Annotated in this window: 14 protein-coding genes; 11 read left to right on the forward strand and 3 right to left on the reverse strand. The window is 49.7% G+C overall.

Annotation, left to right across the window (positions count from 1 at the left end; genetic code table 11):
• Positions 1-137: 137 nt before the first annotated feature.
• Both E4665_RS09640 and E4665_RS09645 read right to left on the reverse strand, forming a co-directional pair.
• On the reverse strand, positions 138-1766 hold the full coding sequence (locus E4665_RS09640) for a hypothetical protein (RefSeq protein ID WP_135348592.1): 1629 nt from the start codon (positions 1764-1766) through the stop codon (positions 138-140).
• A gap of 2 nt (positions 1767-1768) precedes the next feature.
• Positions 1769-2557, reverse strand: a complete 789-nt coding sequence (locus E4665_RS09645) for an ABC transporter ATP-binding protein (protein ID WP_241654799.1) — start codon at positions 2555-2557, stop codon at positions 1769-1771.
• A 235-nt stretch (positions 2558-2792) separates the two neighbouring features.
• On the opposite strand from E4665_RS09645, the gene E4665_RS09650 reads away from it, so the two are divergent.
• From E4665_RS09650 to ybaK, 11 genes are all read left to right on the forward strand, one after another.
• Positions 2793-3563, forward strand: coding sequence for an ABC transporter ATP-binding protein (locus tag E4665_RS09650; RefSeq protein ID WP_135348593.1), 771 nt, complete (start codon positions 2793-2795; stop codon positions 3561-3563).
• A gap of 42 nt (positions 3564-3605) precedes the next feature.
• Positions 3606-4433: an ABC transporter permease gene (locus E4665_RS09655; protein ID WP_135348594.1), complete on the forward strand. Its 828-nt coding sequence runs from the start codon at positions 3606-3608 to the stop codon at positions 4431-4433.
• A gap of 14 nt (positions 4434-4447) precedes the next feature.
• Entirely contained in the window at positions 4448-5458 is a 1011-nt protein-coding gene (locus tag E4665_RS09660) for an ABC transporter substrate-binding protein (RefSeq protein ID WP_135348595.1), read from the forward strand.
• Between the two features lie 195 nt (positions 5459-5653).
• Entirely contained in the window at positions 5654-6109 is a 456-nt protein-coding gene (locus E4665_RS09665) for a MarR family winged helix-turn-helix transcriptional regulator (RefSeq protein ID WP_135348596.1), read from the forward strand.
• Between the two features lie 13 nt (positions 6110-6122).
• The gene (locus tag E4665_RS09670; RefSeq protein WP_135348597.1) at positions 6123-6686 is read left to right on the forward strand and encodes an isochorismatase family protein; all 564 of its coding nucleotides are present in this window, start codon (positions 6123-6125) and stop codon (positions 6684-6686) included.
• Positions 6683-8059, forward strand: a complete 1377-nt coding sequence (locus tag E4665_RS09675) for an MFS transporter (RefSeq protein WP_135348598.1) — start codon at positions 6683-6685, stop codon at positions 8057-8059. Before E4665_RS09670 ends, E4665_RS09675 begins: the two co-directional genes overlap by 4 nt.
• Positions 8060-8160: 101 nt before the next feature.
• On the forward strand, positions 8161-9126 hold the full coding sequence (locus tag E4665_RS09680; RefSeq protein WP_241654791.1) for a TerB family tellurite resistance protein: 966 nt from the start codon (positions 8161-8163) through the stop codon (positions 9124-9126).
• 31 nt (positions 9127-9157) lie between these two features.
• Positions 9158-10105 carry an aminopeptidase gene (locus E4665_RS09685; RefSeq protein ID WP_135348600.1) on the forward strand — a complete coding sequence of 316 codons (948 nt, stop codon included), beginning with the start codon at positions 9158-9160 and terminating at the stop codon, positions 10103-10105.
• A gap of 149 nt (positions 10106-10254) precedes the next feature.
• The gene (locus E4665_RS09690) at positions 10255-10845 is read left to right on the forward strand and encodes a DNA-3-methyladenine glycosylase (protein WP_135348601.1); all 591 of its coding nucleotides are present in this window, start codon (positions 10255-10257) and stop codon (positions 10843-10845) included.
• A gap of 540 nt (positions 10846-11385) precedes the next feature.
• Positions 11386-12468 carry a PTS sugar transporter subunit IIC gene (locus E4665_RS09695; protein ID WP_135348602.1) on the forward strand — a complete coding sequence of 361 codons (1083 nt, stop codon included), beginning with the start codon at positions 11386-11388 and terminating at the stop codon, positions 12466-12468.
• Between the two features lie 276 nt (positions 12469-12744).
• Positions 12745-13227 (forward strand): Cys-tRNA(Pro) deacylase, encoded by a 483-nt coding sequence (gene ybaK / locus E4665_RS09700; protein ID WP_135348603.1) that lies wholly within the window; start codon positions 12745-12747, stop codon positions 13225-13227.
• 48 nt (positions 13228-13275) lie between these two features.
• Here ybaK and E4665_RS09705 read toward each other — a convergent pair whose 3' ends face one another.
• Positions 13276-13758: a hypothetical protein gene (locus tag E4665_RS09705; protein ID WP_135348604.1), complete on the reverse strand. Its 483-nt coding sequence runs from the start codon at positions 13756-13758 to the stop codon at positions 13276-13278.
• Positions 13759-14119: the final 361 nt, after the last annotated feature.

Consider the following 14119-nt stretch of genomic DNA (forward strand, 5'->3'; position numbering starts at 1 on the left):
TTTTTCATGGAAAATGCTCACTTACCTACCGCGCTCCCGCTTGGTGCCCTGTCCATACCGTTAACGGCAATTGCCGTTAACGGTATGGACAGGAAGGTAATTTGCCTACAAATATTTTACTCATACGAATGAGCAGTTCACCGGAAAGCTTTTCTCCAGACGACAAAATTTCCCGCGAGAAGGATCAGGGCGTAGAGCCATAGACCATCACCGGGAAGAAGCCATCCGATGAGCGCATGCACGCCAAGAAACGGTAGGACGGCAGCCATGAATAGCAGGGCATGGATGTTGCCTCCCTCTTGAACAGTTTCAAAAGGTTGTGAAAAAGGCAGGGTGCCTTCCCCATTGATGCCTTTGTAGCAGAGGGCACTATACAGGCACGCGGTTAGGAAGACCACAACCAGATCGGGAAGAATAGCCCATTTAAAGATGAGAAGGAACAGAAAAGAAAGGATCAGATATACCGGTAAAAACAATCGAACAAGGAAGGCTTTCAGAACGCCGGAGAAAATACGTGTCCGATGCTCAAACGGCGCTGCACTGAAAATCCAGGACCCTTTGTAAGCACTGGAGAATTTCAGCATAGAGATGGCAGTCGGGATCATGGACAGGCTGAAATAGAGAAAATAGTAGCCTTTTCCCCTGCCGATGGCCTGCCAGGACTCACCCTGCAGAGAGGTGAATATAAAAATAAACGGAAAAACCAGTGAAATGCCGAGCATCGGGTAGACTTTCAACTTAAATGGTCGGTCGTTTTTCATGTTCAGCGCCGCGAAACGGAAAAAGAGCCGTTCTTCGTGCTGAAAACAAACGATTCGCGCGATACGGTCAGCCCATTTTCCATGGTTGGACCGGTTTTCCCCGCTGCGGTCAGACAGCTTGGATAGAGCACTTTCAAAGGTCGCGCTGTATCTGCTGTAAATCAGAACAGCGAGGAGCGGCAGAACAAGACCGAGGGTGGAAAAAGCGATGACTTCAGGATTGCCGTTGCGGCCAAGAAGCCATTCGAAGGGCGAACTGAACCACAGGGGAGGCAGGAACAACTGCCACCACGCAGGATGCAGGACGATGTCTGTACCGGTTACATCAAAAATCCGTACCAGCAGCTGGTAGCCGATGGCAATGGAAAAGCTAAGAAGAATCTGTACATAATTAATGGCGTCCTTCAGCCGTTCTCCGTCAAAAAATTTCAGAATCAGCAGATAGACGAGAGCGGTAATGACTATGACAAAAAGATCCATCAAGACAAGCTCCGGGAGAAACAAGACAAGAAACAGGGGCCCGCTGTGGATCAGGCCGGTTAGGGCCGCTGGAGCGGCGAGACAGCCCGTGAGCAGGAAAAGGTACAGACAGACATGCACAGCTTTCGCCGCGCCAAGCGTTTTCGGTTCAATCGGTTTGGTGTGCAAAATAGCCTTGTCACGCGTGTCCAGAAGCACCGAGGAAAAGTCGGCGGTCATCGACATCATTACCATGAACATAATCACGCCGAAAACCAGGCTCATCTGGAAAAGATAATTCCGGCCGATCAGAGTGAAAGGTATGAGAAAGAGACCGGTCAGCGCATACAACCAGAGTGATTTTAGAAACAAATTACCTTCTTTTTGCTTCTTATTCCGTCTTCCACTCAGAACGACAGGGGCACGTCTGGCATCCATTGTCAGTTTTACAATTAAAATTTGACGCATCATAGCGTAGTCAACACCCAGACGCTCAAAGAACCGTTGAAACAGATCGACAAATTTAATCAGTTGCGGTTCCTCCATCATTACACCTCTTCAACAATGGAAACAAAATCTCGGGCAATTTTCTCATGTTCATGAAATCCCGTCAGCTGATTGAAGATCTCTTCCAGTGTGCCTTCTTTGTTTTGTTCTTTCAGTTCGTCAAAGCTTCCATCAGCGGCAATATAGCCGTCCGAAAGAAGGACGATGCGGTGGCTGATCTTTTCAACAACGTCCATGATGTGCGACGAGTAGAAGACCGTTTTTCCTTGTTCGGAAAGTCGGGCGAGGATTTCCTTGAAGACGAGGACACTGTTTGCGTCCAGACCGCTCAGCGGCTCATCGAAAAAAAGCAGATCAGGGTTGTGCAGCAGGCTGGAAATGATCAGGACCTTCTGCCGCATGCCTTTGGAGAAAGAAGACAGTCTGGCATCCATGGCATGGGCGAGGCCGAACTGTTCCATCAGCAGGCGTGCTTTGCGTTCCGCGCGCTCTTCTTCCATACCGTAACATTCTCCAGAGAAAGTTAGGTACTCGCGCGCAGTCAGAGTATCATAGACCTCCGCGGTTTCCGGCACATAGCCGATGCGTTTCTTGTAGGAAACGCCGCTCGTCCGGATATCTTCACCGAACAGCCGGACTTCACCGAAATAACCTTCCTGAAGACCGAGAATAATTCGGACGGTCGTGCTTTTACCGGCGCCGTTCGGTCCGATGTAGCCGACGATCTGGCCGCGGTAAACTTCGAGATTAATAGCCTTCAGGACCAGCCCGTCTCCATAGTTCATGCTGAGATCCTTCATAGACAGAATACATTCCCTTGCTGTTTCGATCAGAATCACCTTCGATCATCCTATTTGAACCTAGCGTATCACTTAATGCACACTTTTTCCGCAAAAATCACACTATTGTTAAATCGTTCCTCAGCCCTGCCTTTAATACGGAAGCGTTCACCTGATTTCTTTCGTGTGTCACGGCAGAAGCCCATTGCATATATCATTAGCATAGCCCATTTTTTACACAGGAGGCCGGTGGGGGAAGTCAATTGCAGAAGGATGTGGCCAAAAGATGAGTGAGCTGAGTATCGAGCACTGCAGCAAATATTATAAGAAAAATGGTGAGCCGATGTGCGTACTCAAGGAGGCCGATATGGTTGCTCGGGGCGGCCGGTTTGTCAGTATCATTGGCCCGAGTGGTTGCGGAAAATCGACACTTTTTAATATTATTGCCGGCCTCTCGAAGCCCTCGGAAGGCAGGGTGCGACTGGACGGAAGAGATATTACAGGCGAGAGCGGCCATGTCGGCTATATGCTTCAGAAAGACCTGCTCCTCCCCTGGCGGACGATTCTCGACAATGTCATCATCGGGCTTGAAATACGGGGCGTCCCGAAAAAAAAGGCCCGCGAGCGTGCTCTACCGATGCTCCAAAAGTACGGCCTGAAAGGGTTTGAACAGGACCATCCGGACGCACTTTCCGGAGGCATGCGCCAGCGGGCGGGATTGATCCGGACACTTCTTGACGACAAGGATGTCATTCTGCTTGACGAACCTTTCGGGGCGCTTGACGCGCAGACCCGCCTGCAAATGCAGAACTGGCTGCTTCAGATCTGGAGTGATTTTCAGAAAACGGTTTTGTTTGTCACGCACGATATCGATGAAGCCATCTATTTGTCTGATGAAATCTATGTTTTTACCCCTCGGCCGGGCCGGATTAAAGCGAAAATTGACGTCGGGCTGCCGCGGCCGCGCGATGAAAAAACGTTGATGGAAGATCGCTTTCTGCATCTTAAGCGGGAACTCCTGCTGATGCTGCGGGAGGAGCGCGAACCTTCCGGATAACAGAAGGGCTTGCCGAGGCATTCCCTGAAAGGGCGTGATGAAATGGCGGAAAAATCGGTACGGGACGCCTCTGGTCCGGTGATCGAGGATCGGGACAGGGAGCAAGCAAAAATACGGCGCCGGGCCTTTGTCGGGCAAATGATTGTCGGTCTGCTTATTATTTTTCTCTGGGAATTTCTGACCTGGATCGGATGGCTGGACAGCTATTACTGGAGTAGTCCGAGCACGATTGTCCGCACTGGCTGGGTAGCGATCACGGAAGGCACACTTCTTCAGGATCTTGCCTACACCTCGGGCGCGACGATTAGTGGTTTTATCCTAGGCACCGTGGTCGGGTCGGCGCTCGGTCTTTCCTTCTGGTGGTCGGATCTCTACTCAAGGATCACCGAGCCTTATCTGATTGCTTTTAATGCAGTACCGAAGCTCGCACTGGCTCCGGTTCTGGTCATTATGTTCGGGATCGGCTTCGATTCGAAAGTAATTCTCGCATTCCTAATGACGGTGATTGTCGCATCCATTGCGGCCTACAGCGGCGTAAAGAATGTTGACCGGGATCTGGAAAAAATGCTGCTCTCGCTCGGAGCAAAACGGCACCATGTTTTTTTTAAGGTCGTGATCCCTTCATCGGTGCCATGGATGGTCAGCAGTTTAAAAATTAATATATCCCTGGCGTTGGCGGGAACCATCGTCGGTGAATTTATCAGTTCGCGGCAGGGAATTGGCCGGATGATTCTCTATGCCGGGCAAATTCTCAATATTGATCTGGTCTGGGTCGGAGTGGTTGTGCTTTCGGCATTATCCATAGTCATGTATCTCGGAACGGTATGGCTGGAACGTCTGCTGATGAGAGGGAGAACACCAAAATCATGAGTGGAGGCAACAAAATGAAAAAAATGAAATGGGCACTGGCTCTGATGCTCGCGGCGGCGCTGGTCCTGTCAGGCTGCGGATCAAACAGTGGGAAGAAACCAGTCAAGGACATTGTGATTGCCGAGCCGGTGCATCTGATTGCTTATCTGCCGCTTTATGTGGCGATTGATAAAGGCTACTTCAAAGATGAGGGACTGAATGTCAAAGTGATTACGGCAACCGGCGGCGCGCATGTCACGTCCGTTGTCAGCGGTGACGCCTGGGGCGTCATCGGCGGACCAGACTCCGTCCAGATCGCCAATAAGGGCAGCAAGGATCCGATCACTTCAGTTGTCAACGTGGTGAACCGCGCCAATGTTTATTTAATGGCTGGTAAGAATCTGAAGCCGAAGGGTACCAGTGACCAAAATCTTGCCGCATTTCTGAAAGGTAAATCCATTGCGGCCGGGCGCTATGGCGGCAGCCCGGACCTGCTCACACGCTGGCTGCTGCTGAAGGTTGGTCTGAACCCGAATAAGGATGTTAAGCTGGATGAACCAGCGGATGCGACGGCGGTTGTTTCGCTGGTCGCACAAGGCAAGGACGATCTGGCGAACGGCGCCGAGCCTCAGATCAATGAAGGAATTAAAAAAGGAGCTTGGGGTGAACCTTTTTACGGATTTCCAAGCCTCGGTGATTATGCTTATTCAGTCATCAGCACAAAGGAATCGACGATCAAAAAAGATCCGGAGACCGTGCAGAAAGTAGTCAATGCGATGCTCAAAGGGCTTAAATTGGTAAATGAAAATAAGGCAGAGGCTTATAAAGTTCTGAAAAAGGAATTCCCGACCGCGTCGGATGCGAGCCTGAAAGCTTCGATGAACCGCGCCTATAAAGACCAGCTCTGGAGCAAGGACGGTTATATTTCCCCGGCAGCCGTTGCTAAGCCACTGGACGTCGTCAAGAAAACTGGCATCTATACCCAAGGTTATCAATACAGCAAACTCGTCGATATGTCCTTCGTGAAAAAAGCGGAGAAAAAATAAGCGATCATCAATTATGAAAGGCGCGCAGGGAGCTGCGCGCCTTTTCGTGCGGATTTATCGGAACTTATCTGTCGAAAATCAGAACTTTTTTGTCGAATATCGGAACACGTGTGTCGAATATCAGTTTTTCATAAAATTGCAGGTAAAGTTATTTTAGTTGTATAATACAACTTGTTTGCGAAACGGGGGGCACTCATGAAAGATTTAAACCGCGATCCTGCACTGGAACAGATTGAGCATGAAGTGGTCATGCTGCTTCGGCGGGCCGATTTTAAGAAAACACTGGATGGCGCTGAAAACAACCTCTTTCGGTCGGGCTATCTAATTTTGAATTTGCTGCAGCAAACCAGTCCTCTGGCCGTACGTGAACTGGCCGACCATTTCCAGCTTGATGTTTCAACGGTCAGCCGCCAGATCAAAGCGCTGGAAAACAGGCACCTCGTGGAACGGAGGATCGGGGAGCACGACGGACGAGTGAATCAGATTTTTATTACTGATGCAGGGAAGCGGTCTGTCGTTAAACTAAAAAAAGAACGATTGATGGTTTATGACAGCCTGCTCGCCGGTTGGAGCGAAGAAGAAAAAGCGGTCTTTGCCGACCATCTGGCTAGGCTGAACAGAAAAATAGAGAGCAGACACCGTTTGCACTGAAGGGAGATCTACCATGGAGAAAATGAACATTGATTTTAAAAAAACCGCTTTGGTTCTGATCGATTTGCAGAAAGGGATCGTTGCATCGCACGGAGGCGGTGAAGTTGTTGAAAAGGCCACAGAACTGGTCGAACTGTTTCATCAAAACCAGGGATTTATTGTTTTCGTTAATGTTGCCTTCCATGACGGGAAGGATATGCTGAAGCCGATCACCGATAAGCCAGCTTTATCTCAGAAAACACCTGATGACTGGGCTGAACTCGATCCGCGTCTCGATATCCGGAAATCGGATTACCGCCTCACCAAGCGCCAGTGGGGCGCGTTTTTCGGGACGGATCTCGATCTTCAGCTGAGGCGCCGGGGCATGGATACCATCGTGCTGTGCGGCATCTCGACCAACAGGGGAGTGGAGAGTACGGCCCGGGAAGCTTATCAGTTCGGGTACAATCAAATTTTTGTCGAGGACGCGATGAAGGCACACTCTGAAGAAGAGCACCGGGCTTCCGTTCGTTTCGTGTTTCCCCAGCTCGGGAGAGTACGGCGGGCAGCGGATCTGATCGGGCAGACGAACCAATGATCCGGTTGAAAAAAAGCCACACGGCTTTTCTGGCGGCGATCTGCAGCGGTACCATCCTGAATCCCCTTAACTCATCAATGATCGCGCTTGCCCTGCACAGTATCCAGAATGATTACCGGCTTTCCTTTGCGACTGTTTCATGGCTCGTTTCCGGTTTCTATCTGGCCAGCGCCGTCGGGCAGCCGCTGACAGGGAAAATCGGCGACCTGGCCGGCAGGAAAAGAATCTTCATGATCGGTCTGGTCATTGCCGCAGTGGCGGCCCTAGGCGCACCGCTCGCTCCGGCTTTCCTTTTCCTGCTCCTGATGCGGATCCTGCAGGCTGTCGGAAGCAGCGCGGTTTATCCCTCCGGCGTCGCGCTTGTGCAGGGGAATGTCACACATAATAAGCAGGCTTCCTCGCTGGCAGTTCTGGCAATCTGCGCTTCGGTAATGACCGCTTTCGGCCCTACTGTCGGAGGATTCCTGATTGTTTTGGGCGGGTGGCAGAGCATTTTTTATGTCAATCTCCCATTTATTCTGGTGAGTTTTACTTTGGGCTGGCTGGTCATCCCGAAAGATGTGAAAAAAGTCGGCGCGGATTTCAGATCAATCGTTCGCGGACTGGATTTGCCCGGCGTGATTTTGTTCTCACTCGGAATGATCTTCATGCTGTGGTTCCTGCTGACGCTTGAAGAAAAAGTCCACTTTGGGGCCATGGCTATTGGTCTGTTGAGTTTTGTCCTCTTTGCATGGCACGAATGGAGAACGGAAAAGCCCTTTGTCGATCTTCGCCTCTTGGGGAAAAATCACGCGCTCTCACTGGTTTATCTTCTTTTTATCCTGATGAATGTGGCGAACTATTGCCTCTTTTATGGCATGCCGGCGTATTTTCAGAGTGCCCTGCATTTCAGTGTGCGGGTCAGCGGAGCGATGATGCTGTTCATGTCAATGGCCAGCGTCGCCGTTTCGCTGCTCGCCGGCCGCTGGATTGACCGGGTCGGAACGGGAACGCCGATCCGCATTAGCGCCGCGGCAACAGCGGTCGGTGCATTCATGCTGTTTCTTGTATCTGCGGATCAGTCGTTATGGACGATCGGTATTTTTCTGGTTGTCATGGGCGCGGGCTACGGTATCGGGAATGTGGCACTCCAGTCGGCGATGCTTGACGCCTCACCGAAGGAGTCGGTCGGCATCTCATCCGGACTTTTTCAAACCTGCCGCTATATCGGCTCGATTGTTTCATCCGCGGTGCTTGGTATGATTTTCGGGACAAGCATCACCCCGGGGCATCTTTTCACATTGACCTGGGTATTAATCGGTGTCAGCGTTCCGGCGCTTTTGCTGAGCCTGTCTTTTTACAGATCCGGGAAACGGCGACTGTCCGCTGAATAAATGTCCAGAACGTTGGCAGGTTCGCGCATGCAGCAACGAATGTTCTGCTATATAATTAAGTAATGGCGTTTCCGGAGAATGTATTGAAAGAAGGGGCCTGCTTGTTTCTTAGAGATATTCTGCCAAGACTTTTGTGGGGACTCGTATCGGCGGGTGTCGCGCTCATCAAGAGAAGAAACCCGTTTCTTTGGTTTATCTTCGGGTTTACTTTTGTGTGGGCTTCGTTGATTGTTATCGCCATTCTTCCCGTGGCGGGAAGCAGGCGGATTTTCCCTCGCATGAGGGTTTTCAATTCACATACGGACTATCATAAAAGGGTTTCGAAAACATGCCCATATTGCGGAAGCAGCGTCGTCATTGATGACATCCCTGGAAGCTGGATCTGCCCTGAGTGCGGCCGTACATTTATATATAGTGGAGACGGTACGGTCCACTCAAACAGCGGGGATTATCTGCTGCCGCAGGTTGAATGGATCGTCAAATTGTTTGCCAAACTGGCAAAACGGGACGGGGTAGTCACAGAAAATGAAGTCCGCCAGGTTGACCGGATTATCCGGCAGGCCTTTCAACCGGATCGGGAACAACTCCATCAGATTATGGAAATTTTCAACGAGGCACGCTATTCATCGGAAACCTTTGAAGAGATCGCCCGTAATCTTGCCGGGACTACCGGATGGCAGCGGGATGTTCTGACGGATACTCTGACTGCGCTTCTGTCCGTCGCCGAGGCGGACGGCGTCCTGCGTCCTGAAGAGGAAGCCTTGGTCCGCCGGGCTGCGGAAATTTTCGGCCTGGACGGAGTCTATGAAACGATCAAAGCCGAATTCTTCGACCGGACAAGGCCGGAAGAGGTGCATACGGATCTTGAATTGTGCTACCGCCTGCTGGGCTGCCGGCAATCGGATAGCAATGATGAGATCAAAAAGACATACCGTGCCCAGATTAAAGAAAACCACCCGGACCGCCTCATAAGCCACGGGGCCTCCGAGGAAGCGATCAGACAGGCTAATATCAAAGTGGCAGAAATCAAGAGCGCCTACGACCGTATCATGGCGGCCCGCGGCTGATTGGAAAATTTCAGATTTGAGGATGATATAGATGGATTTGACTGAAGTATGTGAAGGCATTTTGAAGAAATGTCTCGGACTGAAAGCGGGCGAGACATTTCTCGTTGTAACAGATGACCTGGAAAAGGGTCTGGCGGAGCCGCTGTATAAGGCCGGACAGGCGCTAGGCGCCGAATCCATGATGATGGTGATGAAGGAACGGAAACGTTCGGGCGAGGAACCGCCGCGGGCCATTGCAGTAGCTCTGGCGGAAGCTGACGCGGCCGTGTGCATCACCCAGTATTCACTGACACATACTAAAGCACGAAAGGCAGCGGTTGCTGGGGGTACGAGACTGGCGACCATGCCGGGTATTACGGAGGACATGTTCCTCAAAGGGGCGATTACAGCGGACTATGATGAAGTCAGGGCACTGACCGGTCAGGTAACCGGGTTGCTCGACCGCGGCCGCCAGGCGACGATCGAGAAAGAAGGGCATCGCCTCACTTTTTCCATTGACGGCCGAAAAGGAATTCCGAGCACAGGTGTTTATAGAAACCCTGGGGAATCAGGTAACCTGCCGTCCGGAGAAGCCTTTATCGCACCGGTTGAAGGCACTGCCTCAGGTGAAATTCTCGTCGACGGTTCGGTTGTCGGCGTCGGGCGGCTTGGCTCGGAATTGCTGCTGTCCGTGGAAAACGGTCGGCTCATCGGCGCGGAAGGTGAAGGTGCAGAGCGTCTGCTTCAGATCTTGGGCGATGGAAAGGGCCGGTCTGTCGCCGAATTTGGAATCGGCACGAACCGCTGGGCAAGAATCACCGGTAATGTTCTGGAGGATGAAAAAGTATATGGTACGGTACATATCGCGTTTGGCAGCAATCTGACCTTCGGCGGGACAGTTGAAGCCGGCGTCCATATTGACTGCGTCTTCAAACACCCTGATGTGACCATCGATGGACAAACCCTCATGAAGCAAGGGGAGATTCACAGCGACAAGTGATATTGGAACTTGAGTCAATTTATCAGAACTCAGGGAAATATATCGGAACTCAGGAAAATGGATTAAAATTTTCCTGTGCCATAAACAAGCGGTGCCTGAGTACAGACACCGTTTGTTTCACAGTCTCTTTGAAAGGCATGAGAAAAATAATGAAAATGAATCATCGGCCGCTGCCCATCGAATTTTACTACCAGCCGACTCTGGAATTGGCCCAATCTCTCCTCGGCTGTCTGCTTATCCATGAAACACCAGAGGGAATAGCGGCGGGGTACATCGTGGAAACCGAGGCATACATGGGCGCGGGAGATCGGGCAGCCCACAGCTTCGGAAACCGCCGAACCAGGCGGACGGAAGTGATGTTTGCGGAACCGGGCCGTGTCTATACCTTTGTCATGCACCGGCACACCCTGGTCAACGTTGTCAGTGGAGCCGTGGAAGTACCGGAAGCGATCCTAATACGGGCGCTGGATCCACTTGAAGGACTGGACCTGATCGGAGAGCGCAGGGCAGGCAGAAAACGGGGCGAGTGGACGAACGGTCCGGGAAAATTAACTGAGGCCCTGGGCATTACGATGGAGGATTACGGAAAGAAATTCACAGAACGGCCACTCTTTATTTCGTCCGGATATTCTCCTGAAGACATCTCCTCCGGGCCACGAATCGGGATCGAAAACACAGGGGAGGCGCGTTTCCGTCCCTGGCGATTCTGGGTGACCGGTAATCACAATGTGTCAAAATAAAAATAATTCAGTCTGATATGTCAGAAAATATGACAAAAAAAGCAAATCTCAGATCGGAAAAATGCCTTAAATAGGGCAAAAATTGAACAAAATGCATTTTACAGAAAATTTTAAAGAAAAAATGAAAATAGCTATTTACAAGTGAAACAAACTCTGATACTATCAATGTCAACCACAAAAAACAAATTTTCAAGGAAGTGAGAATAATGGCTCAGGTCGTGAACAGCATACGAGTGAAAGGCTTGATTCGAATTATTTTGCGCTTGCGCACATGAAGGACTGAAACATAACCATTCAACCAAAATGGCATTGTTTGAGTCCGGCTTATCATCTTTAAGGATCAGGCGCTCAGGCAATCACGAAAAAAGCGCCTGTCCGGTAACAAACGGATGGGTTTTTTATTGGGTTTTTCAGCTATTGTTTTAACAATTTGTACTGGCAGAAGGAATGAAGCAGTATAAATAGACAATCTGGCTGTTAGGTGAAACCACCTTAGATTGAATTTTTTCAAAATATAAAATTATTAGGGAGCGGAACGAGATGGAAGAAGCAAAGAAAACGGAGAATCAAGGCAGGAAAAACGAAAAGAAGCAGAGCTTTAAGGAATATTTTATGGATCGAATGTATGCCGTATCCGGTGGTATCGCGTACGCTATTCTGGTTACACTTGGTGTCGGATTGCTTTTTGAAACACTTGCCAAGTTCACTGGATTTATGCCATTTGAAACCATTGGAGGCGCGGCGAAGGTCCTCCTTGCGCCAGCCCTGGGCGCCGGCGTTGCCTACGCACTGAAGAGCAATACATTGACTATGTTTGCGGCTATGGCCTGTTCGTCGGTAGGGGCCAATGCGATCAAGCTGACCATGGTCGGACCGGTTCAGGATTTTCACATTACAACCGGACAGCCGGTCAGTGGTGTGCTTGCGGCAGTGATCGCTGTCTATGTGGGTAAGAAAATTACTGGAAAAACGAAATTTGATATCATGGCTATTCCTTTCTTCTCTGTACTCGTCGGCGGCATCTGCGGCTATGGCCTGGCACTTGTCGTTACCCCATCGCTTAACTGGGTCAGCGGCCAGATCACTAATTCTGTTCAGGGCTCTCCACTGATCGCTTCCATGGTCATTGCACTTGTCTGGAGCATTTTCCTGATGTCGCCTGCGTCTTCCGCTGCGCTTGCCATCGCCCTTCAGCTGGATCCGACATCCGCAGCTGCGGCGCTGATCGGTTGCACGGTTCAGTTCGTTGGTTTCACTGTTATGTCTTACAAAGAAAATGATTTTGGCGGATTCTTCGCGCAGGCACTTGTCACTCCGAAAGTACAGTTCCCGAACCTGGTCAAAAATCCGAAGCTGATCATCCCGCCATTCGTTGCGGCTGTTGTCAGTGCGCCGATTGCGACGATGCTTCTTGGATTTAAAGTACCTTATGAACTTGGCGGGCTTGGACTCAGCTCACTGATTGCTCCGCTGAACATACTGGCAAATCAGGGTGTCAGAGGATTACTCGTCTTCGTAGTTGCCGGTGTCATCATTCCGGGCGTGATCACGCTTGTCCTCTATCACGTGATCAAAGTGGCCGGTTGGGTCAAACAGAACGACCTGCGCCTGGAAGTTCAATAATCTGCTTCATGTCATTATAAATATTATCGATAAAACAGAAAAAACAGCAGTCCGTCATATATATTAGAGAAAGAAACAAAAACAGGATGGATGAACGATGAACGGATTTTTACCGGACTGTTGTTTAAATAGAGATATATAATAGAAGAAAATAATTGTTTCAGGGTGTCCGCTTCGGAAGCGGGCACTTTTTTTCGGCCTGGAGCTGTCCTTCTTAAACGTGCGGACGCTGTGCTATGATAGGGATAGACGCGTAAGGAAAAGGGAGAAACTCATATGGCAAAATCAAAGGTCAAAACGAATGCCATGCGCATTCTTGACACGGAAAAAATTCAGTATAGGATGCAGACTTATGAAATCAGCGACGGACTGATCGATGGGGTCTCAGTCGCTGAAAAAGTGGGCGAGAATCCGAAAAATGTCTATAAAACGCTTGTGACTCAAGGGCACAGCGGGGAATTTTATGTATTTGTCGTTCCTGTGGCTGAAGAGCTCGACCTGAAGAAGGCAGCGGCCAGTGTCGGGGAAAAAAGGGTGGAAATGATCCATGTTAAGGATATTCAGAAGCACACGGGCTATGTTCGTGGCGGCTGTTCGCCGGTCGGTATGAAAAAAGCTTATCCGACGGTCATTGACGCCTCAGCGGAATCCATTGACCACATTGTTGTCAGTGGCGGGAAAAAAGGGGTGCAGGTCATTCTTTCAGTGCCTGATTTGGCGAAAGCCGCGCACGCCGAACTGCATGACATCATCAAGTAACTTTTTACAGACGAACAGATCGAAAAAAAGAATTGAACTATTCCCGAATTAATAGCGGCCAAACCAGCTGATCGGAATCAGAAAAGCATATGGCGCGGTGACAACGGCAAAGATTAGCGCGATCCGTTTGGCCTGGTTGAGTGGAATCCTTTTTTTCAGCATTACCCGGTCCAGCCAGTAAATCATCAGCGCTGAGATCAGAACGGTCACGAGGATTAGGATGACCGTGAATGGTGAGTTGTAAATGGTATAATAATCAATCAACTGGCTGATTGATGAGTTGTGGCTATTGAGTGGAAGATGCAGCAGAAATGCTCCGGCGAAGTCGGTTGCCAGGCCGATCGCCCAGAGACCGAGAAGGATGCCGAACCTGTTCTTCAATTTAATGTTCAGAAAACGCAGGGCGATAAAGAATACAAGCGCGTCAATAAACAGGTTGGCCGCAGCGGCAATACCCAGAAGCGGCGGCAAAAAATAAAACATGAATACTGGAAAAACAATATCGCCTAAAACAAAACCTATGCTTGCCATAACGGACACCTCTATGCGCCGTCAAGGACTGCACGGCGAGAACTTATATCCATAATAGCACAAATAATAAATTTGAAAATGCGCATATGTAAACGATTACATTATAAAATGATATATGTGACATATGTCTCAGATGTTCGGGAGAAAACTTTTATTTTTTTGGCTATGTTAAAGCTCAATGTTGATTTTTCAACTTTGTTGATTGGAGCGAGGATCTCCTGCGGAAAGCGATCACATAGAACGAAAAGCAGCAGGAAAGTTTAACAAGCCATTTTTATAAAAAAGTTGTTATATAACATAAAATAATTGTTATATAATCGTTTCTTTTTTTGATTAGCACTCATTCACTATGAGAAAAGAG

The sequence above is a fragment of the Sporolactobacillus shoreae genome (assembly GCF_004684935.1).
GTDB classification, from domain to species: Bacteria; Bacillota; Bacilli; order Bacillales; family Sporolactobacillaceae; genus Sporolactobacillus; species Sporolactobacillus shoreae.

Bases quoted from the DNA above. Each gene is read 5' to 3' on its own strand.
- E4665_RS09675 (WP_135348598.1), top strand. From the start codon at position 6,683: ATGATCCGGTTGAAAAAAAGCCACACGGCTTTTCTGGCGGCGATCTGC.
- E4665_RS09650 (WP_135348593.1), top strand. From the start codon at position 2,793: ATGAGTGAGCTGAGTATCGAGCACTGCAGCAAATATTATAAGAAAAAT.
- E4665_RS09655 (WP_135348594.1), top strand. From the start codon at position 3,606: ATGGCGGAAAAATCGGTACGGGACGCCTCTGGTCCGGTGATCGAGGAT.
- E4665_RS09690 (WP_135348601.1), top strand. From the start codon at position 10,255: ATGAAAATGAATCATCGGCCGCTGCCCATCGAATTTTACTACCAGCCG.
- E4665_RS09665 (WP_135348596.1), top strand. From the start codon at position 5,654: ATGAAAGATTTAAACCGCGATCCTGCACTGGAACAGATTGAGCATGAA.
- E4665_RS09660 (WP_135348595.1), top strand. From the start codon at position 4,448: ATGAAAAAAATGAAATGGGCACTGGCTCTGATGCTCGCGGCGGCGCTG.
- E4665_RS09640 (WP_135348592.1), bottom strand. From the start codon at position 1,766: ATGGAGGAACCGCAACTGATTAAATTTGTCGATCTGTTTCAACGGTTC.
- ybaK (WP_135348603.1), top strand. From the start codon at position 12,745: ATGGCAAAATCAAAGGTCAAAACGAATGCCATGCGCATTCTTGACACG.
- E4665_RS09695 (WP_135348602.1), top strand. From the start codon at position 11,386: ATGGAAGAAGCAAAGAAAACGGAGAATCAAGGCAGGAAAAACGAAAAG.
- E4665_RS09705 (WP_135348604.1), bottom strand. From the start codon at position 13,758: ATGGCAAGCATAGGTTTTGTTTTAGGCGATATTGTTTTTCCAGTATTC.
- E4665_RS09670 (WP_135348597.1), top strand. From the start codon at position 6,123: ATGGAGAAAATGAACATTGATTTTAAAAAAACCGCTTTGGTTCTGATC.
- E4665_RS09685 (WP_135348600.1), top strand. From the start codon at position 9,158: ATGGATTTGACTGAAGTATGTGAAGGCATTTTGAAGAAATGTCTCGGA.